At 39.0% G+C, this 21,627-nt stretch carries 18 protein-coding genes; 10 read left to right on the forward strand and 8 right to left on the reverse strand.

From position 1 onward, the window contains the following. The first annotated feature begins 73 nt into the window (after positions 1-73). The 3 genes from ND2E_RS03980 to ND2E_RS03970 all read left to right on the forward strand — a co-directional run bounded on the left by ND2E_RS03980 (position 74) and on the right by ND2E_RS03970 (position 1,943). Entirely contained in the window at positions 74-565 is a 492-nt protein-coding gene (locus tag ND2E_RS03980; RefSeq protein ID WP_033095275.1) for a helix-turn-helix transcriptional regulator, read from the forward strand. Positions 566-664: 99 nt separating this feature from the next. Then, positions 665-1,477, forward strand: coding sequence for an enoyl-CoA hydratase (locus tag ND2E_RS03975; protein ID WP_033095276.1), 813 nt, complete (start codon positions 665-667; stop codon positions 1,475-1,477). 1 nt (position 1,478) lies between these two features. Continuing rightward, entirely contained in the window at positions 1,479-1,943 is a 465-nt protein-coding gene (locus ND2E_RS03970) for a CoA-binding protein (protein ID WP_190277864.1), read from the forward strand. A gap of 95 nt (positions 1,944-2,038) precedes the next feature. Here the strand turns inward: ND2E_RS03970 and ND2E_RS03965 are convergent, their stop codons facing one another. Next, positions 2,039-3,292: a hypothetical protein gene (locus ND2E_RS03965; protein WP_033095277.1), complete on the reverse strand. Its 1,254-nt coding sequence runs from the start codon at positions 3,290-3,292 to the stop codon at positions 2,039-2,041. 79 nt (positions 3,293-3,371) lie between these two features. Between ND2E_RS03965 and ND2E_RS0121920 the strand changes: the two genes are divergently transcribed. After that, positions 3,372-3,587, forward strand: coding sequence for a hypothetical protein (locus ND2E_RS0121920; RefSeq protein WP_033095278.1), 216 nt, complete (start codon positions 3,372-3,374; stop codon positions 3,585-3,587). Positions 3,588-3,666: 79 nt separating this feature from the next. Here ND2E_RS0121920 and ND2E_RS0121925 read toward each other — a convergent pair whose 3' ends face one another. The 5 genes from ND2E_RS0121925 to ND2E_RS03945 all read right to left on the reverse strand — a co-directional run bounded on the left by ND2E_RS0121925 (position 3,667) and on the right by ND2E_RS03945 (position 8,592). Then, the gene (locus ND2E_RS0121925; protein WP_223303680.1) at positions 3,667-5,709 is read right to left on the reverse strand and encodes a sensor domain-containing protein; all 2,043 of its coding nucleotides are present in this window, start codon (positions 5,707-5,709) and stop codon (positions 3,667-3,669) included. 532 nt (positions 5,710-6,241) lie between these two features. Then, on the reverse strand, positions 6,242-6,637 hold the full coding sequence (locus ND2E_RS03960; protein WP_033095279.1) for a CBS domain-containing protein: 396 nt from the start codon (positions 6,635-6,637) through the stop codon (positions 6,242-6,244). Continuing rightward, a complete protein-coding gene (locus ND2E_RS03955) occupies positions 6,634-6,984 on the reverse strand; it encodes a P-II family nitrogen regulator (RefSeq protein ID WP_011042775.1) in 351 nt (116 codons plus the stop codon). The genes ND2E_RS03960 and ND2E_RS03955 overlap by 4 nt, the downstream gene beginning before the upstream one ends. Positions 6,985-7,018: 34 nt before the next feature. Further along, a complete protein-coding gene (locus ND2E_RS03950) occupies positions 7,019-7,855 on the reverse strand; it encodes a DUF1538 domain-containing protein (RefSeq protein WP_033095280.1) in 837 nt (278 codons plus the stop codon). Beyond that, entirely contained in the window at positions 7,855-8,592 is a 738-nt protein-coding gene (locus ND2E_RS03945; RefSeq protein WP_033095348.1) for a DUF1538 domain-containing protein, read from the reverse strand. The genes ND2E_RS03950 and ND2E_RS03945 overlap by 1 nt, the downstream gene beginning before the upstream one ends. 463 nt (positions 8,593-9,055) lie before the next feature. Between ND2E_RS03945 and trpB the strand changes: the two genes are divergently transcribed. Continuing rightward, positions 9,056-10,258 carry a tryptophan synthase subunit beta gene (trpB, locus tag ND2E_RS03940; protein WP_033095281.1) on the forward strand — a complete coding sequence of 401 codons (1,203 nt, stop codon included), beginning with the start codon at positions 9,056-9,058 and terminating at the stop codon, positions 10,256-10,258. Between the two features lie 96 nt (positions 10,259-10,354). On the opposite strand, the gene ND2E_RS03935 is transcribed toward trpB, so the two are convergent. After that, positions 10,355-10,741: a Cd(II)/Pb(II)-responsive transcriptional regulator gene (locus tag ND2E_RS03935; RefSeq protein ID WP_033095282.1), complete on the reverse strand. Its 387-nt coding sequence runs from the start codon at positions 10,739-10,741 to the stop codon at positions 10,355-10,357. Positions 10,742-10,956: 215 nt separating this feature from the next. On the opposite strand from ND2E_RS03935, the gene ND2E_RS03930 reads away from it, so the two are divergent. The 4 genes from ND2E_RS03930 to ND2E_RS03915 all read left to right on the forward strand — a co-directional run bounded on the left by ND2E_RS03930 (position 10,957) and on the right by ND2E_RS03915 (position 16,959). Next, the gene (locus ND2E_RS03930; RefSeq protein ID WP_033095283.1) at positions 10,957-11,328 is read left to right on the forward strand and encodes a hypothetical protein; all 372 of its coding nucleotides are present in this window, start codon (positions 10,957-10,959) and stop codon (positions 11,326-11,328) included. Between the two features lie 118 nt (positions 11,329-11,446). Then, positions 11,447-12,817 carry a TolC family protein gene (locus ND2E_RS03925; protein WP_223303681.1) on the forward strand — a complete coding sequence of 457 codons (1,371 nt, stop codon included), beginning with the start codon at positions 11,447-11,449 and terminating at the stop codon, positions 12,815-12,817. A 10-nt stretch (positions 12,818-12,827) separates the two neighbouring features. Further along, positions 12,828-13,832 carry an efflux RND transporter periplasmic adaptor subunit gene (locus tag ND2E_RS03920; RefSeq protein ID WP_033095284.1) on the forward strand — a complete coding sequence of 335 codons (1,005 nt, stop codon included), beginning with the start codon at positions 12,828-12,830 and terminating at the stop codon, positions 13,830-13,832. Positions 13,833-13,842: 10 nt separating this feature from the next. Further along, complete coding sequence (locus ND2E_RS03915; RefSeq protein WP_033095285.1) at positions 13,843-16,959, forward strand: efflux RND transporter permease subunit; 3,117 nt, start codon at positions 13,843-13,845, stop codon at positions 16,957-16,959. Positions 16,960-17,126: 167 nt separating this feature from the next. Here the strand turns inward: ND2E_RS03915 and ND2E_RS03910 are convergent, their stop codons facing one another. Further along, positions 17,127-18,191, reverse strand: a complete 1,065-nt coding sequence (locus tag ND2E_RS03910) for a phospholipase A (RefSeq protein WP_081962100.1) — start codon at positions 18,189-18,191, stop codon at positions 17,127-17,129. Positions 18,192-18,491: 300 nt separating this feature from the next. On the opposite strand from ND2E_RS03910, the gene ND2E_RS03905 reads away from it, so the two are divergent. Continuing rightward, positions 18,492-21,608 (forward strand): efflux RND transporter permease subunit, encoded by a 3,117-nt coding sequence (locus ND2E_RS03905; RefSeq protein WP_033095286.1) that lies wholly within the window; start codon positions 18,492-18,494, stop codon positions 21,606-21,608. The last annotated feature ends 19 nt before the right edge of the window (positions 21,609-21,627 follow it).

The raw sequence follows: 21,627 nt of genomic DNA on the forward strand, positions 1-21,627 counted from the left end.
GAAATTAAACTTGTTTAGGTGTATGGTACATATGTCCGTTGATTTTTCAATATTCTGATTTTAAAGGGGTTTTATGAAGGATAAAGTTATACTGTTGGTGTTGATAATAATCATGTTATTAAATCTTTTTGATGTGATCACTGATATATCTTTAGGCGTTCCAACTTGGCATGTTGTCTCAGAAAGCCTCATTGTAATTGTTTCAGGTTTTGGTGCTCTGTTTTTAATTAGGGAGATTCGAGTTAGAACTTTGCATACTATCCAGTTAAAGCAAGAGTTAGCATTTTCAGATAATAAGTTAAGAGACATCTCTGAGGAGATGAAAAATGCTCGCCATGAATATAGTAATGTTATTCATGCACAATTTGAACAATGGGCCTTAACCCCTAGCGAGCAAGATGTTGCCATGTTATTACTAAAAGGACTCAGCTTTAAAGAAATAAGTGGCGTTAGAAATACCAAAGAAAAAACGGTTAGGCAACAAGCTTCTGTTATCTATAGCAAAGCAAATGTAGAAGGGCGACATGAATTTGCCGCTTGGTTTTTAGAAGACTTTATGGGTTAGGTTAAAATTTATATTCTTGGCTTGGTTATACCTTTTAAGTAGTATTAAGGCTGCAGTGTTAAGTAATCAAACGGAATAATTTGCATAAATAGGAATGTTATGACTTTAACTAATGAAAATCAGCCATATGTTTTAGCAAACACTAATAACCATGTTCTTTGGTTATCTATGAATCGTCCACAAGAAAGAAACCCATTATCTTCAGCTATGTTACGCGCTTTATATGCCCATATAAGTGAGGCGAGTGAGAATGATGACATTCGAGTCATTGTGATAACAGGCGAAGGTGGTGTTTTTTCCGCGGGTCATGATTTGAAAGAAATGTCAGGCAGAAAAGAGAATTGTGAGCCTGATAATGCAAAGCGCGTTAAAGGCGTGTTAGATGATTGCAGGCAATTAATGATGTCATTAGTTAAGTCTCCAAAAGCAATTATTGCCTGTGTACAAGGCACCGCAAGTGCTGCAGGCTGTCAGTTAGTGTCTATGTGTGATTTAGCGGTTACTCAAGAGCAGGCTAAATTTTGTGCGCCAGGGGTAAATATAGGCACATTCTGTACTACTCCTCTGGTTGGTATAGGCCGTAATATGCATCGCAAACATGCCATGGAAATAGCCTTAACAGGGGATATGTTCAGCGCAGAAGATGCATTGCGTTTTGGCTTGGTCAATAAAGTCGTTACCATTGAAGACTTAAAAGACGAAACTGAAAAGTTAGCGAACAAGATAGCGCAAAAATCAGCGGTTGGCATTCATTCCGGTAAACTTGCCTTCTATCAGCAAATTGAAGAGACTTTAGAAAGTGCTTATATTTCAGCAAGTCATGCTATGTTGCATGCTATGTTGTCTGATGAATGTGAAGAAGGGGTTAGTGCTTTTTTTGATAAAAGAGCACCACAATGGCAAGGACTTTAATGTGAGTATTGAACTGAATAATGATAGCTATGCTCTTGAAGATCGTAAGATTATTGACACATTAAATAGGGTCAAAACGATTGCCTTAATTGGCGCCAGTGCAAGACCAGATCGAGATAGCTTTAAGGTGATGGCCTTTTTAATCAATGAAGGTTATCAAGTTATTCCTATCAATCCACTGCTCGCGGGAACAACAATTTTGGAACAACAGGTCTTTGCTTCAATAAGCGATATACCATCATCCATTGATATGCTTGATGTATTCCGCCAATCTAAGTATCTGTACGATATAGTTGTTGAAGCTAAAAAAGCTAATATCACCACGATATGGACTCAGCTAGGTGTTACTGATCTAAAGACTGAGCTCTTCGCGCAAGAAAGTGGTATCACCATGATTGTGAACCGTTGCCCTGCGATAGAAATACCTCGATTAGGGCTTAAAAACAATAGTGCACAAATGCTTTGAAAAATCGTCGTAGCTATAGCGCAAGCTATTTCAATCAAGCTGGATATAGCTATGCCTAACATTTTTTATTTTTGTATTTGCCGTTATTTTAGAGGCTAATCGCTAGGTGAATCCATTATTACATCACTAAATTTCAATTTTTCAATCGCTATTAACACATTCAGCCCATCACGGTTATCTTGTAAGTCTTGTACCGTAACTTGACCATTTTCCACCGTAACTTGATACTCAGATGAAGGACCTGAAAATATAGCGGTGTTGATGGCTGAGTTACCAGTAATGTTATTGTCAAATTGGTTGATAACAACATTACTTGCATTTTTACCAGTAAGTGTGATGTCTTTTAAATACTGAGCATGGTTGGTGTATCTCAAGCTGGCGTTATATTTCAAACTGAAATCTCCTGTAAAACTACTGTCAATCCGCGCGTTATAGGTTAGGTAGGGATGGAAAAATTTATTATTCATTATCGCGGCACCTTCAGGATCTTTAGTCGCTAAATCAGCACGAGTTTTTGCAATGTACAAGCCCCACATACCGTATTGGCTATCAAAAGCGCCCCAGAGGCCATAATATGTATCAATTACCGACGCTAAATACTCTTGCGATAAGCTATTCTCAGCAGTCAGTTCCGCTATCCAATCAGCCTGATCTGCTGACCATGCCCACAGGTTACCTGATAGAGCAGTGACTTGTGCAGCACGGATTTCTGTTTGGTATGCAGGGAGTACGCCATTAAAAGTTTCATTTTGATCTACGCCAATACCGTAATCATGAACAAAATGTAAAATTTCTTCGTAAGAAGCATCTCGATGTTGGTAATTTTGATTAATGTACCAATTGCCACCTTCTACTTGCATTTCACCATAATATAAAGGTTGCCCATCAAGCTGTGCAGCAGCATTCGTTCCATCATCTACCCCATTTAATAATAAAAGTACTGCACCGCTAGCGGCTATTTTATTGGCAACAGCGCTTTTATCAGCGCCATATACTGAACCAGGGTAGTTTGTTAAATAGTGTTGTAATATATTTCGGGCTCGAACTATTTGATTATCAGTAACTTCATCTTGAGCCAAAATGTTAATGACACCACCATTCGGTGTATCTATCGAGGTTAAACGATCAAATTTTAACGCCGTGGTATATGTGGCTTTTAAAGAATCAGGAATGGCTGAAATGCCTAATTCATTCACTGAAGCTATCGCTGACGTTGATGTTGAAGTCGTGGTGGTAGCAGCTGTCTCTGTGGGGGTGCTCGAAGATGCTGGCGTTGTGTTAGAGTCACTACCACAAGCTGAAAGAGCGCTTGCTAGCAAGATAACGGTAAAAACATTGTTTAAGTTCATTGAAAAGCCTTAATGATCAAAATAAGTAAAAAACAGTCTATATCAGCACTAGCTTTATGTTTGTAAGGCAAAGTAAGCGGTGTTTGATTTTACCTTGTTTAAATATTTAAATGGCCTGAGAAGAGGTGACGTTGTTGCTGTTTATGTTTTAGGTTGGCTTACAAATGCTTACATAGACTTATTTCCAAGATTTTGTGACGAGTTTAGTTTTAGGCATGGTGTGCATTGGGCACATCCTAGTTTGGCAATGTTAAAAATAAAAAATACCAGTATTTTTAGTCATGTCGCAAACTAAGCCAATATAAAGTTAACTTTATATTGGCGAGAATCAAGTGAATAAATAACCTTGTAGCTAGGAACAAGTAATCTTGTAGCTAGGAACAAGTAACCTTGTCGATATCTTTGTTACTCTGTTTTGTATAGGGTATATCGACGTTATAGAATTGTATATTATTACGGCCTGCTATTTTTGCCTGATATAAAGCAAGATCCGCAGCTTTTAATAATTGAGTTGAAATACAGCCATTTTGTGGTGCCAGACATACTCCTATGCTGCTAGTGATTGAAAAAGTATGTTCTCCTGTGTTAATTGGTTCTGATAGGGTTTGCAGAATATTTTCTGCCACTCGTTGGGCATCAGAATTTTTGCTAACATCTTGCAATAGTATAATAAATTCGTCCCCACCAAATCGAGAGACGGTATCTTCTTTACGAGTTGATATGAGTAATTTACGGGCGACTTCTTTTAAGATTAAATCACCGACGTCATGACCATAGGTATCATTAATATCTTTGAAATGGTCTAGATCTAGCATGATGATCCCAATACCATGTCTCTTTTGGTAGTTGATAATTTGAATCGCTTGGTTCAGGCGGTCATCAAATAAGCGTCGGTTAGCCAAACCGGTTAAGGGGTCTCTTAGGGCTAATTCTTCCATCTTTAAATGTTTAGATTTATGTTCAGTGATATCCTGACTGACACTAACAAACTGACTTATTTCGCCATTTTCATTCATAATTGGGGAGATTGACATCATTGACCAATAAAACTCACCGCTTTTGGTGCAATTATAGGTTTCGCCGTGCCAATCATCACCTGCAAGAATGGTTTGCCACAATTCGGCATGAAGTTCTTTTCGTGTGTTTTTTGTACTGATTAAGCTTGGAGTCTGACCTATCACTTCTTGCGCACTATAACCAGTCACCACACAAAATCGTGGGTTTACGTATTCAATAATGCCATTTTTGTCCGTGATGATTATGGAGCTGGCGCTATGTTTAACGGCACTGGTTAGTGTTTTTAGCTCTACTTCTTTTAACTTACGTTCGGTTATATCAGTGATATAGGTAAAAAATCCGCTACCATCTGTCATTACCGTTGCTTTGTATCTGATAAAAATAGTATGACCACTTTTATGCTTTAAAGTTAACTCTGCGGCGAGGTGTGAGAGTGAATTGGCCATGCTCAGCTGCTGATGCAATTGAATGCGTGACTCAGAGGTAAGAAAGCCTAATACGGACTTCTCTTTTAATTCTGAAAGCGAATAACCTGATAGTTGGCAAATCGCTGTATTAGCGAAGTTAATTTGTAATTTCGACGTAAGGATTAAAAATCCTTCAGAGGTAGTTTCAATAAATGAACGGAATTTTTGTTCGCTTTGTAACAGTGCTCTTTCTGCCTGACGTTGGTCGGTAATATCATGGATGACTGAATAAAGCACTTTGCGCCCAGCCATAAGTAAAGGACCAGAGTAGACACAAACATCCCTAACTTCTCCATTTTTAAGCTGGTGCCTAAACTTAAAATAATCACGTTTTTCGTCTAGCGCTAGCTCAATTTCAGCTTCGATAATATCAACGGGCAGCACATTGATATCACTAATAGCTAAGTGATTAAATTCTTGTTTGTTATAACCGTAGAATTTTTCAGCTGCGCTATTTGCTTTAATGATTTTTTGCGTATTCGGATCTATAAGTAACTCAATTGCCTTATTTTTATCAAATAATTGGAAGTATTTTTCTGGGTTCTCGCGTAATTCTTGCTCTGCTAGTTTACGCTCGGTTATATCAAGCAGGTAACCTTTTACGATAGTTGCTAATCCCGCAGTATCAACCTTTAAGATTGATTTTTCATAGACCCATCTAATATTGCCACTTTTGGTTATGATGCGATAATCTTGTTCAAAGTAAACGATTTCATTCTCTAAGAAAATCATCATTTCATTGATAATTCGTTCCAAGTCGTCAGGGTGGATAATGTCACTATAGAGCAATTCTTTTGACAAAAACTCAACCGGATCATAACCAAATTGTTGAACGTTATTTGTTACTTTTAGTACGGGCCAACCCGGCGTAAGTTGCCAGGTAAATAAAATTACCGGTCCTTGTTCAAATAGATCCTCATCAGAAAATTCCAAAGTATTTCTCCCCTTTAGATACAACAATACTGAACATTATTAGTATGAGATAAGTTCTCTGCTGTCACATTGACCTTGATCAATGGGAAGTTATCAAATTTCATAACTTGCTTACTCTTGGCATTATTTCACTATAGGTATCTCTTCTCTCATCAACAGAATTGTTGGAATAGCGCAGGTAATTAAAGCGGAACGCTTGTGATTAAAAACAGTAAAACCAGCTTAATAAGACGATGACATTTTATAGAGTCATCTACCATTAGAATTTATGGCGAAGGTGAATTGCTTTGTGTGGAGACGATTTTATATATGTGCTTTATCTATAAATAACATTTGAATTGGATTGAACCGCAGCGATGACAACCAAATTTTGACTTTTGATTGCTAATGCTACGTTTCAATTTGCTAAAATACTACATGACTGTGCTGACTACAACAGCGCTAAAATTGCGACAAAATATACTGTTTAGCCCATTCCTTTAGTCAAAGTAAATCGGCATTATAGTCAGGAATAATTCATACTGCGGCGGTATTATTCAGCTTGGCTAAATACCATGTTGGTATAATCAACCATGCCAATAATGTTTTTATTGTCAATAACAGGTGCAAGATGGATACTTAACCGTTCAAATAATCGTGCGCAATATCTTACGTCCATGTCAGGCAATACTATGACCAAGGGTTTTGTCATTATTTCATACAAGTTCACGCGATCTGGAGAACGATCTTTTGCGAGAACTTCTTTAGCAATATCAGCAAGCATGACTAAACCGTACTCATCTTGCTCATTACGCTTATTGATGATTAAGGCACTAACGTTATGCTCTTTGGCTAATTTAATACCTTCAGCAACAGTCATCATACCATCGGCAAACTGATAATTGTTGGTGGTCATTACCTCTTTAACTTGTACTAATTTATGGCTCATAGCTCTTCCTCTATTTTACCTTTTAAGCGCTCTACTTGATGCGCTACGCCTACTGCATCTTCGACATTTAATTGAATAGCAATTCCTTTACCTGGATCTTCGTCAAAACCAGCAATGTTACTAATTCGTTCAAGGATTTTTCTTGCTAAATGTTGTTCAACAACAAAAAGTAATACATCTCTTTGTGTCTCAAGTTGCATGCCAAAAAATGTGCGCTGGCGTTTTACACCTTCGCCTCGGGCATTATTTATTATGGTCGCGCCAGTGGCGCCTGCCATTCTTGCACCTTTCATGACGTCGTCTGTGACAGCGTCGTCAACAAAGGCAACAATTAGTTTGAATTGCATATGATCACCTGTTTATATGTCTTTTTAGTCCCTGTTAAGGAGCCTCATTATTTCTGTTTAAATTACGTTTTTCTTCTTTAATTCTTTTTCTTTTTTCTAACTTTTTAGTTGTGCGATGTGTTCTGGCTTCCGTGAGTTGGGCATAAGCCATTACTGCAATGATTGGACATAAACTAGCAAAAGCAATTAAGCCAAAGCCGTCAATTAATGGGCTACGCCCTGGAATAGTACTAGCTAAGCCTAAACCTAAAGCAGCCACTAAAGGCACTGTTACCGTTGATGTAGTGACACCGCCAGAGTCATACGCCAAAGGCACAATCAGTTTAGGACAAAAAAACGTTTGAACGACCACAACAATGTAACCCGCAATAATATAGTAATGAATCGGGTGACCAACGACGATGCGGTAGCTTCCAAGCGCAATACCAAAAGCAACGCCAATGGCGACTGAAATTCTCAAGCTATTGGCATTAATAGCACCACCAGAAACTTCTTCAGCTTTAAGGGCGACGGCAATCAATGAAGGCTCGGCAATAGTCGTGCTAAAACCTATGGCTGCGGCGAATATAAAAACCCATTTATAATCTGTCCAATGAATACTGGTTAATACTTGTTCACCAGTTTGAATGAATTCTGGCGCGGTTAATTGCTCCGCCATCATTTTTCCAAGGGGAAATAAGGCTTTCTCTAATCCTAGCAAAAACAGGGCTAAACCAATTAGTACATAAATAAAACCGAAGCCAACTTGTTTGATATGAGGAATGGGTTTGCGAATAACTAATAGTTGAAAGCCCAAAATAATTGATAAAATAGGTAAAACATCAACAACGGTTTCTTTTAAGGTCGTTAAAAATTCAAAAAATAATTCCATTAACTGATCACCATGCCGTAAATCATCACAAAAATCATTGGTGTTAGAGATGCAAAAGCAATTAAACCAAAACCGTCAATCATCGGGTTTCGACCTTTTATTGCGGAGGCTAAACCAACACCAAGTGCTGTTACTAAAGGCACTGTTATTGTTGAGGTGGTAACGCCACCAGAGTCATAGGCAATACCAATAATCCAACTAGGTGCAACAATAGTCATCAGAACAACAACGACATAACCACCTAAAATTAAATATTGTATTGGCCAACCACGTATGATGCGTAATACACCAATAACAATGGCCAAGCCAACAGCAAAGGCAACAGTAAAACGCAGACCATCAGCATACGCTAGTTGTGACTCTATTGTATTACTGATTATTCCGCCTGCCGCTGCAACGGTTGCAGCTTCTTCAGCAACAGCAATCAAGGAAGGCTCTGCTACTGTGGTACCAAAGCCTAGGCAAAAAGCAAAAGTCAGTAGCCAACTAATACTGCCTTTTTTGGCGAAAGCTTGCGCCATTGACTCACCAATAGGGAATAAGCCCATTTCTAAGCCGTATATAAAGAAGGTTAATCCGAGAACGACTAATGCGAGTCCAACTAAGATATCGCCAATATTAGGCATAGCCTGTTGCAGCACGGCAAATTGAAAAAATGCAATAACGAGAATAATGGGTAGCAAGTCTTTGCAGCTACCTAACAAGGCTTTGAGAAAAACGATTAACTGATGATTCATAAATACAAAATTAATGGGGATTAACAATATTATAAAATTAATTAAAACAATTACTTTGATTCAACACAAGGTAATTGTTTTAATTAAAATTAAATATAAATTCTTTTGAGTTTTCGGCCTTTCACTGAGTTATTTCACAGGAACTTTTCAGAACTCAGTAATTACCTTCTATTTTGCCGTTGGGAAGGGGACATGGGAAAAATAATTATGGAGGCTAGTTATAAACCCTTCAAAATGACCAACAAAAGTTGACAGAAGGAGTTAGCAAAAATTTGAGCGTGAAAGAAAAATAGTGCTGAGACAGGATTATTTTAACTTGTAAAGGTTACATTTTTTCTTTTTAACCTTAGATACTCATTTCCATTTATTTGATTTAGATTGGCAATATCGACAGAATTACCCTTGCGGTATCTTATATCGCTGGTTATTATTTTTACTCTTCCCATAATCATAAAGGAATAAAATGAAAGAGAATTATTTTAAAAAGTATCCGAACCAAGATGGATTTTTTAATGAGTATGGCGGCGCCTTTATTCCCCCTAATTTAGAAGAAGAAATGAAAAAAATTAATGATGCTTATTTTGCTATCAGTAAGTCTCATAAATTTATTTCAGAACTTCGAGATATCAGAAAACATTATCAAGGACGTCCTACACCTGTTTATCATTGCCAGCGCTTATCAGAAAAATATGGCGGTCAAATTTATTTAAAAAGAGAAGATTTAAACCATACAGGTGCGCACAAACTAAACCACTGTATGGGTGAGGCTTTGCTTGCTAAACATTTAGGTAAAAAGAAGTTAATAGCTGAAACAGGAGCTGGACAACATGGTGTTGCATTGGCTACGGCAGCGGCTTATTTTGGTTTAGAATGTGAAATTCATATGGGTGAAGTTGATATTCAAAAAGAATACCCTAATGTACTGCGCATGAAAGTATTAGGTGCAACGGTTATCCCTGCAACTCATGGATTAAAAACACTCAAAGAAGCCGTAGACAGTGCTTTTGAATCATACCTTAAAGACCCAGTTTCAACTATTTATTGTATTGGCTCTGTCGTGGGCCCACACCCATTTCCAATGATAGTACGTGATTTTCAACGTGTTATTGGTATTGAAGCCAGAGAGCAATTTTTTGATATGACAGGTGAACTTCCTGATAGTGTTGTTGCCTGTATTGGTGGTGGCAGTAATGCTATGGGGATTTTCTCTTCCTTTTTAGAAGATGATGAAACCCAACTGTTTGGCATTGAGCCTGCTGGTAAATCTTTTAAAACAGGAGAACATGCGGCTACAATGACGTTAGGTAAACCTGGCGTTATTCATGGTTTTAAATGTTACACCTTACAAGATGAGAATGGCGAGCCTGCACCGGTACATTCGATTGCCAGTGGTCTTGATTACCCTGGCGTAGGCCCAGAACATAGTATGTTGAAAGACATGAATAAAGTGACTTATGACAGTATTACTGATAAAGAGTGTATTGAAGCCTTTTATGAATTGAGTCGATTAGAAGGCATAATACCCGCTTTAGAAAGCTCTCATGCGGTTGCTTATGCGATGAAACTCGCGCAAAAATTTCCAGAAAAATCAGTACTTGTTAATCTAAGTGGTCGAGGCGATAAAGATCTCGATTATGTCGTTGATACCTTTGGGTTACCTGAATAACGGTATAATTTTTTTCAAATCAGAAAACAGGTAATAATTTTTTATTGCCTGTTTATTTACATAAATTTGTCAATTTATTGATGAGAAGTAGTTAGTTTACTGTTTTAAATTCTTTAAAATTTCACACTCCCCAACAATATCATTAGTACAAGATTTTGCTAAGGTATTTAAGGTTTTCTCTAGTAAAGACAATTCGGTTATCGTATTACGCACATTTTCTAACTGTTGCTCAATAAGCAGATCAACCTCACTGCACGATGAACTGCTGTCTGCCTGGACTTGAATTAATATTTTTATCTTACCTAGGGGAATTTGAAGTTCTCGACATCGACGAATAAAAATCAAGTTATCAACATCGCTCGAGCTATACTCCCGATAACCATTGCTATTTCGTGCTGCTTTAGGCAGTAAACCAACGTCCTCATAATATCGAATAGTTTTACTGAGTACATTGGTTAATTTAGAGAGTTGATTTATTTTCATAATGCTTGACCTTACTCTTACAGTAAGGTTTATCATGGCGTAATTAAATACCTAATTCAAGAATAAAGGCACTTGTTATGTCATGTTGTTGTGCGATAGAAACAAATCATGTTAGTGAAAGAAAGCTGCTATTTACAGGTGATAGTGTAAATAATGATGTTAATTGCTGTACTTATTCGGCCTAAATCCTTTCTATTTAAAAAATTTGGATACCTTTGAAAACGATCAGCCAGATTGCGCTTACCTGTATTATCTTACTCTCTGTTTTATTAATAACGTCGAGTGTTGGGTCCAGTGAAATTATCGAGCAAGATAATGAAAGTGTCTTACCATTTAAATCAATTGTTTTGCCATACTCTTATGAAAAAACAGTGGATATAGTAAAAACAGCCATTCAAGAAGACTGCCGCGATTGTAATACGAAAACATGTCAGTGTTGTTCACCTACTCTGTTTATCTATACGACATTGATGATTTCTGTAAATGCCTTTGCATTATCTTTTCATCATTATCAAACTAGTCAAACCGATATGTTTTATGACCTAGTACTCCGCCCGCCAATAGCATCAGTTTTCTATTCTTCTTAGACTTCTTTGGTAGTTGAAAAACTACTCTCAATACATACCTAAGCCTTGCTCAACGTGTGCTATGAAACATGCATGTTGATAAGTAACGGGTATGTTTTTCAAACAATAGGAAAAACAGATGCATTATTTTAGTAATGTGCCTTTACAGATAACAAACATATCTTGGTTAAATGCAACGAGGGGGTTCTACCTGCAATCATTCATTTTACTTTGCTGGATATTTAGTTCATTAGTGCACAGTAAAAATGAAATAATAAGACCTAATCAACAGCCCTTAACATTGTCTTCGGCGATCAAACGAACGCTCAAAGATAACCCTTCCCTAAAAGTCTTTAAATTTCGTCAAAATGCTCTTGAAGGGCAGTTGCAGTCTCAGGGCTTACGTCCAGCTTATGAAGTCGGCTTTGAAATGGAGAATTTTGCCGGTACTGGAAATATAGGTGTCTTCGATAGTACAGAATTCACCCTATCACTGTCATCAGTTTTAGAGTTAGGTAATAAAAAAGCAGCCCGTGCCGATGTGATTAGTAACCGTAGCACCCAGGTTGCAGCGATGCGTAAAATTGAGGCATTGAACTTATTGAGTGACGTTAATCGTCGCTATATCGATATCCTTGCAGCCCAAGAGCGTTTGAGCCTAGCTAAAGAGGCGGTATTCCTCGCTGAGGAAACATTAACTGAGGTAGAGAAACGTTTTCAAGCGGGAGTTGCACCTAAAGCTGAAATCAAACGAGCACTGGCTGCGGTAGGCAATGCAAGGCTGACAATGTCATCTGAACAACAACAACTAGATTACACAAAAGCTGCGCTCGCTATGATGTGGAATGAGATGACACCCTCATTTACCCGTGTTGAGGGAAGTTTGTATCAGTTTTCAACGGATATAGAATTTAAAACCTTACTGGAAAAAGTGAAACAGAATCCTGAAATTTTAATATATGCCACTCAAGAGCGATTAACAGAAGCACAATTAAGGCTAGCCCGCACGGAGTCTAGTGCAGATATAAAATGGTCGGTGGGTATTAAGCAAATCCAAATGGTAAATGATACCGCTCTTACTGCTGGTTTTAGCATGCCGTTATTTTCCTCAAAACGCAATGTCGGTGCGATTAGCTCAGCACAAGCAGCGCGAGACGAAGTAAGCGTTAAAAGAGAAGCCACCATGATGGCTCTACATAATCAGCTATATCGCGCTTATTCAAATAGGAAGCAAGCTATTTTTACTGCGAACAATCTGCAAGATAGCATCATACCAACATTGACAGAAGCGTTGAATGAGACTCAGACAGCATACCAAAGAGGTCGCTATAGCTATTTGGATTATTTAAGTGCGAGGCAAGAATTACTCTTTGCTCGTCGTGCCATGATTGACTCTGCAGCAGCTTTACGTTATGGCATTCAAATAGAACAACTTATCGCTGAGCCATTGTCTGCCTCGCAGAGCAGCGGTGCGCAACCAAGTAGTTTCGGCAAACAAAGAGCATTTTAAGGTATTTTTCATGACAATTTCCCAAAGAGAAACCAGTAACAAACTAATGAATGACAATAAACTGATTTACCGAGCAATTAGATCCAGCGTTTTATTTTTATTCACAATAGCGTTAGGCACCTTAGCCATAACCAATAAAGCGGTAGCGACAGATGATCATGGTCATAACAATGTGCATCAAGATGCAGATAAAAATGAACATAATGAAGAAGAAGGGCATGTTGAAATTACCAAAGCAAATGCGAAAAAAGCAGGAATCATCAATGTCACAGCAGGTGGAGGGCAAATAAAAAAAGTGACCACTGTTTACGGCCGAATTGTGATTGACTCAAGCGCAATAAGTGAGGTGCGTGCACGATATCCAGGACTGATCATTAAATTAACCGCTAATGTTGGTGATATTGTTACGGCGGGTGAAAATATTGCTCAAGTAGAATCAAGCGATAGTTTAACGCGTTATAACATTAACGCGCCTATATCAGGAATAATAACAGAGCGACATGCTAACGCCGGCGAATTAGCCAATCAACAACCGTTATTAACAGTAGAAAATTATCAAGAGCTATGGGGTGAATACAAGATATTTCCAAGTCAACAACAAGCAATTAAAACGGGTCAACTAGTCACTATTTCATCAACATTTGCGACAACTCAATCGCGTATTATGCATTTGATGGCCAATAAAAATCAGCCATTTATAACGGCAAGAGTGCCTTTGGATAATCGCAAAGGCTTATGGTTACCGGGACAACTATTAACGGGCAATGTAGTAACTCAGCAAGTGGAGGTGAACTTAGTTATTGATAATCAAGCCTTGCAAAAAGTTGAAGGAAAAAACATCATTTTTGTGACAAATAAAGGCGGCTATGAAACGCGGGATATAATACTTGGTCAAACGGATGGACAATTTAGTCAAGTTATCTCTGGGCTAAAAGTAGGTGAAGAATATGCGTTGACCAATAGCTATTTGCTAAAAGCTGATTTAGGCAAAGCTGGCGCAGCGCACGCTCACTAAGGAGATAAACATGATTGAATCTATACTACGTTTTTCCATCGCACGCCGTTGGCTGATGATGACCATGATATTTGCCCTCATTGGCCTTGGTTATTGGAGTTATCACAAACTACCCATAGACGCAGTGCCTGACATTACCAATATTCAAGTGCAAATTAATACCCGTGCACCAGGTTACTCACCACTTGAAACAGAGCAGCGCATTACTTTTCCCGTAGAAACAGCACTTACGGGCATTCCAAATTTGTCATATACGCGATCTATCTCACGTTATGGTTTATCACAGGTGACAGTGGTTTTTAGTGAAGATACCGATTTATATTTTGCTCGAAATCTGATCAATGAAAAACTAAGCGCTATTAAAAATAAAATACCAACTGGTTTAGAGCCTGAAATGGGGCCTATATCAACGGGGTTGGGAGAAATATTTATGTATAGCGTGGTGGCATCACCACAAGCATTAACAGCAACTGGCTTACCGTACGATGCAACAGCGTTGCGGGAAATTCAAGACTGGATTATTAAACCTCAATTAGCATTAGTGGCCGGTGTTACTGAAATTAACACAATAGGTGGTTATGACAAGCAATATCATATCACGCCATTACCTGAGAAAATGCTTGAATTTTCAATATCATTTAAGGATATCAATGTTGCCTTGAATAATAATAACAGCAATCGTGGAGCGGGTTACATAGAACAAAATGGTCAGCAACTTACGGTTAGAGCGACAGGGCAGCTGGAAAATATTATCGATATAGAGCAAGTTATTGTCAAAGTCATCGATGATATTCCGGTGACAATAGCGGATATTGCACAGGTTGCTATTGGCAAATCACTGCGCACTGGTGCTGCAACTTCTGCGGGTAAAGAAATCGTGCTCGGTAGTGCCATGATGCTGGTGGGAGAGAATTCTCGGGTGGTTGCCTTAGCTGTCGCTAATAAGTTAGAACAAATTAAATTGTCATTGCCTGAAGGCATTCTCGTTGAGTCAGTCTATGACAGAACGACGCTTGTTGATAAAGCCATGTACTCAGTGCAAAAAAATTTAGTAGAAGGTGCTTTATTAGTCATTGCTGTTTTATTTTTGTTACTTGGCAATATTCGAGCAGCATTGATCACTGCTGCTGTAATTCCCTTAGCGATGTTAGCGACTATCACAGGCATGGTGAAAGCAGGTGTTTCAGCCAATTTGATGAGTTTAGGCGCACTTGATTTTGGTCTAATTGTTGATGGCGCAGTCATCATTGTTGAAAACTCAATTAGACGTTTAAGTTATGCTCAAACTAGACAAAACGGTGTGCTTTCTCGAAAAGAGCGGTTACATGTGGTTTATTCCGCCACCAATGAAGTGATCAGACCAAGCTTATTTGGCGTCTTCATAATAACCATTGTTTATATCCCGTTATTTAGTTTAACCGGTGTTGAAGGAAAAATGTTCCACCCGATGGCAGCAACGGTTGTAATGGCGTTAATGGCAGCACTTGTTTTGTCATTAACCCTTGTACCTGCTGCTGTTGCTTTATTTATGAAGGGGAAAATAAGTGAAAAAGAAAGCCCTGTGATCAGTGCTGCTAAATCTGTGTATAAACCACTACTCATTGCAGCAATGAATCTACGTTGGATAATTTTATTCGCGTGTGTTGCTTTGGTTGCTTTTTCAATGTGGTTAGCCACCACACTAGGCTCTGAATTCATTCCGCAGCTCAATGAAGAAGACATACTTTTGCAAGCTATTCGTATTCCGGGTACAAGTCTAAGCCAGTCAATTGAAATGCAAAAAGCACTGGAATTAAAAATAAAACAATTTCCTCAAGTTAAAAATGTTTTTTCTAGAATTGGTACCCCTGAAGTGGCCAATGATCCTATGCCCCCTAACATCGCTGATACCTATGTGATGTTAAACCCACGCAGTCAGTGGTCAAATCCAAGGTTAAGTCATGGTGAACTGGCAGCACAAATTGTGGCGTCTGTGGCTGGGCAACCAGGCAATAATTTTGAGCTCACCCAGCCTATTGAAATGCGCTTTAATGAACTTATTTCTGGTGTGAGAGCTGATTTAGGAATTAAGGTTATTGGTGATGATCTAACGCAGCTACTCAAATCAGCGAACGCGATTCGAGCAGTGATTGAAAAAATTGACGGGGCTAGCGATATTCAAGTTGAACAAGTGACAGGATTACCTATGTTATCAATACATCCTAAACGGGTTGAATTAGCACGGTATGGCCTGAATGTCGCACAATTGCAATATGCTTTATCTACGGCCATTGGTGGCGATAATGCTGGTGTGATTTATGAAGGCGATCGCCGTTTTAATATTGTAGTGAGACTGCCAGAGCAGGTTAGGCAAGATGTCAGCCGATTGAGCGACTTGCCTATTGTTTTGCCAAATGGGAGCTATGTGCCATTATCAGAAATTGCTGTCTTGACGTTAGCGCCAGCACCGAATCAAATCAGTCGAGAAAATGGTAAACGCCGAATTGTGGTCACTGCAAATATACGTGGCACTGATTTAGGCTCATTTGTCAAAAAGGCTAAACAACAAATTCAAGATAATATTGATTTACCTGCGGGATACTGGCTCGAGTATGGTGGTGCCTTCGAGCAATTGGAATCGGCTAGTAAACGTTTAATGATTGTCATTCCATTGACCTTGCTGTTAATTTTAGGGGTGTTAGTTATGGCATTTGGCAACCTTAAAGATGCCTTAATTATATTCACAGGGATACCGTTAGCGCTAACGGGTGGTGTTTTTGCGTTGTGGTTTCGTGACATGCCTTTATCTATTTCTGCGGGGGTCGGGTTTATTGCCTTGTCAGGTGTCGCAGTACTCAATGGTTTGGTGATGCTTTCCTTTATTCGTGACTTATGTAAAGAGCGGGGAGAGTTACTTTTGGGCATTATTGACGGTGCAATGATCCGATTACGACCTGTCTTGATGACTGCTTTAGTGGCGGGACTTGGTTTTGTCCCTATGGCGCTTAATATAGGTACGGGTGCAGAAGTGCAACGACCGCTAGCTACCGTAGTGATTGGCGGAATTATCTCCTCTACCTTGCTAACGTTATTGGTACTACCCATACTTTATCGTATAGCGCATAAAAGCAACTTTAAGGGGAGTTAGTAACATGAGCAGTAACTGTATGATAACAGCTTAACGCTCCTTATTTTACTAAACATGAAGCCATATTATGTATTAGGGGGATGAATCCTGTGTATTAGAAAACATGAAAGGGATTACACATTTTAGTGTGAACACAGTCATCTTGTTATGGTTTCAGCATGATTAGCTTACAAGATATTTGTTAGCGCTATACCAATGCCAAAGCGTTTTTGGTTAACGTTGTAATCAATCAAACTCTCACCATAACCACTGCTAAATTGGGCGTAACCTTTTAATTTCCCCCATAATGGAAAGGTAGCGCCGACTTCAACAAAACCATTATGCGTAGCAAAATTCTCACGTCCTTTGAAAGAGAATTCAAAATCTTTACTGTGTTTGTACACCATACCTAATTCAAAGTGACCCATGTAATCTAAGATATCGGGATTGTCATCACCTTGACCATCTGTTGGCGAAGATTTTTCATTTTCAGGAACGCGATACCATGGACGAAAGGATAGGGCGAAGTTACGTTTTTCATAAAGGTAATTAATATAAAGGCGATTCCAGCCTCTAGAGAGTAACTGAGAACGGCCATTAGATTGATGCTCGAAACCGATAATTAAGGCTGAGTTTCCTCCCCACGGGTGGTAATTCAGCGGCGTTACATAGAAGAATTCAGGTTGATAATTTGTTTCTCTAAATGGTTTAGAAATTTCATCTGCGTAGATTTGCCACCAAGACTCTAGCGTAAAACCAAAAAATAATTGATCGCCTTCATTCAACCAATAGCCAGTCAGTAAAGGGATTTTTAGGCTTATTTGAAATTTTGCTTCAGCATTTTTTAAATCATCAGCCCAGGTAGAAACAGCTTGATAGGCTTCCCGGTTAATTTCATCTACATAAGAAAAAGGTAAGATGTAATTCATTTTATGTGGCGTAAGCACATAAGGATCGGCTGCTGTTCTCTTTTCTTTGATTATTCTATGGGAAAGTGCCCCCAATTCAATATCTTGTTCTTCGCTATCTTTGAGAATGTTGCGTGCTATCTGTTGTTCGCATTGTGTTTCTATTAGCGCGAGCGTGGCATTTTTATCGGCACTCTTGATCGCATTAAATAGACATTTGTCAAAAGCTTTTTGGTGAGGAGCTTTTTCGACACTATTGTTATCTGCCTCTGCTGAAAATGCTTGCGCAGTTAAGAAAAGGGACAGAATTAATGGGTATAGTCCTATAGAAAGTGTTGGTCTCATGATGGCAGATAATTCGAGCAGATATTTGGATGGATTATAACTTATTGTGTTATTAATCAACAGTATTTCAAGCACGTAAGTATTGAGAATATGATTCTTAGTAAGTAAAGGTTCTCAAGGTCTGCTGTCATTTATAAAACTCATCTTCCTAAATATGTCTAATTATGTCAGCTAATTTCAAAGCATTTCTCTTTGGTTATTGGTCGTATTTTTATCTCGATTAACCGCAAGTTACCTTTCTTTATTAATGAGGACTTGTATCTTGATTGTTAAATAATGTAACCCAACGTTGGTATCGCAATGAAACTCACCAAGAGCGCCTTAACTAGCCCAGCAGCCGTCGCTGTAGTTGTTGCCCTAACTTTACTGGTCGGTATGCTCAGTTTATTTAAACTACCTGTTCAGCTTTTTCCTGATATTGAAAGTCCACAAATTGCTGTGCAAACCTTTTGGCGCTCAGCATCACCTAAAGAAATAGAATCTGAAATCATTGAACCCCAAGAACAAGTATTACGTGGTATTCCTGGTCTAGAGTCAATGAACGCTTTTGCCAATAGAGGAAGTGCTTATATCAATTTGTCGTTTGGCGTCGGCACTAATATGGAACAGACTCTAATTGAAGTGATTAGTCGAATGACACGTGTGGCCAATTTACCACGTGATGCAAGACCTCCTCGTATTATGCTAGGTGGCTTTGGCGGGAATACTCCCGCGCTCACCTTTTTCTTTTTACAAGCTTTACCAGGCAATGCGCAAGATATAAACCAATATATTGATTTTACCAATGATGTGATTAGACCGCGCCTTGAAGCGGTTGAAGGCGTTGCTGGTGTACAAACCTTTATGGAACAAAACAGAGAAGAGCTGCAAATCCGATACGATCCGATAAAAGCAGCGGAATATGGTATTGAAATTCCGGAATTGATCGCATTAGTTTCTGCAAGTGATGACATCTCAGGGGGATTTGTAGATGTTGGTAGACGGCAATATACCTTGCGATATAGCGGAAAATACAATGTTGATGAGTTATCTCAATTAATGCTTGAATCTCGTGGTGGTCGTAATATTCGTTTAAGTGATATTGCAACTGTTAAGGTGCGCCGTAATGATAGACAAGGGCTAGCGGTACAAAATGGTAATCCAGCCTTTTCAATGCGCATCGACAGAGCCAATGGCGCTAATGTCTTAGAAACTTTAAACCGTGTGAAATCAGAGGTAGCTTTACTTAATAATGAGTTACTTGCGGATAAAAAGTTAGTTATGGTGCAGTCTTTTGATGCCTCTGTTTTTATTTATCGCGCCATAAATTTGGTGACCAGTAATCTATTTGTCGGGATTGTATTATCGTTATCGGTTTTATGGTTCTTTATTCGCAGAGCTCGGGCTACGTTAATTATTGCTACTGCGATTCCGGTAAGTTTATTGAGTACTTTTATCGTCTTGGAAATAACAGGTCGCTCGCTTAATGTTATCTCACTGGCGGGTTTAGCTTTTGCCGTGGGCATGGTGCTTGATGCTGCCATTGTGGTATTAGAAAATATCTTACGAATGCGTGATAAGGGATTAGATGAACACGACAGCGCTGAGCAAGGTGCAGGGCAGGTATGGGGGGCTTTACTGGCATCTACTGCAACAACTGTCGCAATTTTCCTACCGGTGTTTTTCTTAAAAGATATTGAAGGGCAACTTTTTGGTGATTTAGCGTTGACCATTGCTATTGCAGTGTCGGTTTCACTTATTGTTGCAGTAGTGCTTTTACCTGTTTTAGCAAAATACTTTCTCAAACAGCAAGAAGTAAACGATCCAAATAAAAAACTGTGGCAGAGAATTACCCGTTTTGTCATGAATAGCACCAGTAGTCGCGCTAAGCGCTTATCACTTGCTTTAAGCCTATTAATATTGCCGATTGTTATCTCTATCATTGCCCTACCTAAACTTGATTATTTACCGCCGGTTAAGCGCGATGCTATTGATGCCAACTTACAGTTTCCACCAGGAGCAAATGTCAAAACCATCGAAAAGGAAATTATTCAACCTATGGTGGAACGGTTAAAACCTTATATGGATGGCACTAAAGAGCCTGCTTTGAAGAACTATTATATCTTTGGTGGCTCATTTGGCGGCAGTTTAGGCGTGAGGGTAAAAGACCAAGACCGCGTTGATGAGCTACTTGATATTGTTCGAAATGAAATACTCATCGACCTACCTGATACGCGAGTATTCGCACGGCAAGGTAACTTATTTGGTGGTTTTGGTGGTGGCAGACAAGTACAGGTACATTTGCAATCAAAAGATACCAAGGCATTGCAAGAAGTAGCTCGTCAAGGTATCGATTGGATTAAAGAAGCGATTGAAGGGGCAAATGTTAATGCTAATCCTGGTCTGGCAATGTCAGAGCCAGAGATTAATTTAAGCCCGAACGATCGTAATATTTTAGAGCAAGGTTGGAACCGACGAGATGTAGGTCGCGTGGTGAGAACCATGGGGGATGGTCTATATGTTGGTGAGTATTTTAATGGCAGCAAACGTTTGAACATGATTTTACGTGCTGATGGTTGGGATGATCCTGATAACTTAGGCGATGTTCCAGTTGTTACGGGAAATGGCAGTGTTACGCCGCTATCTAATTTAGTCGATATTCAACGAACCGTGGGACCAAGCCGATTAACGCGTATTGATGGACAACGCACCATTAGCTTGAATGTTAACCCGCCAAAAGGTTGGTCACTAGAAGAAACGATATCGGCATTAAAGTCTCAAATAGAGCCAAAATTACGTAATGTCATGCCAGAGGACGGCAATATTCAATATGGTGGTAGTGCCGATCAGTTAGATAAAGCGATTAGTGTGATGGCGGACAACTTCGCTTTTGCTTTAGTAATTCTATTTCTATTAATGGCGGCTTTATTCAAGTCAGTCAAGGATAGCTTATTGGTCGTTATTACCATTCCTTTAGCCACGGTTGGCGGTATTTTAGCATTGCAACTACTTAACCTAACTGTCTTTCAACCACTTGATTTACTCACCATGATTGGTTTTATTATCCTGTTGGGATTAGTCGTTAACAACGCTATTTTATTAGTACATCAAACGCGTTTAGGACAACAAGTTGGCCTTGAGCGAACAGAAGCTATTGAACAAGCGTTAACTTTAAGGTTAAGACCAATTTTTATGAGCACAGCTACGAGTTTTTTTGGCATGTTACCGCTGTTACTTATGCCTGGTGCTGGCAGTGTTATATATCGTGGTTTAGCCGCCGTGATTGTCGGCGGGTTAGCCTTTAGTACTCTATTTACAATAGTACTACTGCCATGCTTGTTAAGACTATCTAAGCACGACTTTTTCTTAGGTCAGAATCTAGATCATAGTAAACAAAATACAGTACAACAATTACCAAGCGATCGCGTGAAAGCGTAATAGCAACTCAAGAGATTAA

This window comes from Colwellia psychrerythraea (assembly GCF_000764225.1).
Classification (GTDB): Bacteria; Pseudomonadota; Gammaproteobacteria; order Enterobacterales; family Alteromonadaceae; genus Colwellia; species Colwellia psychrerythraea_D.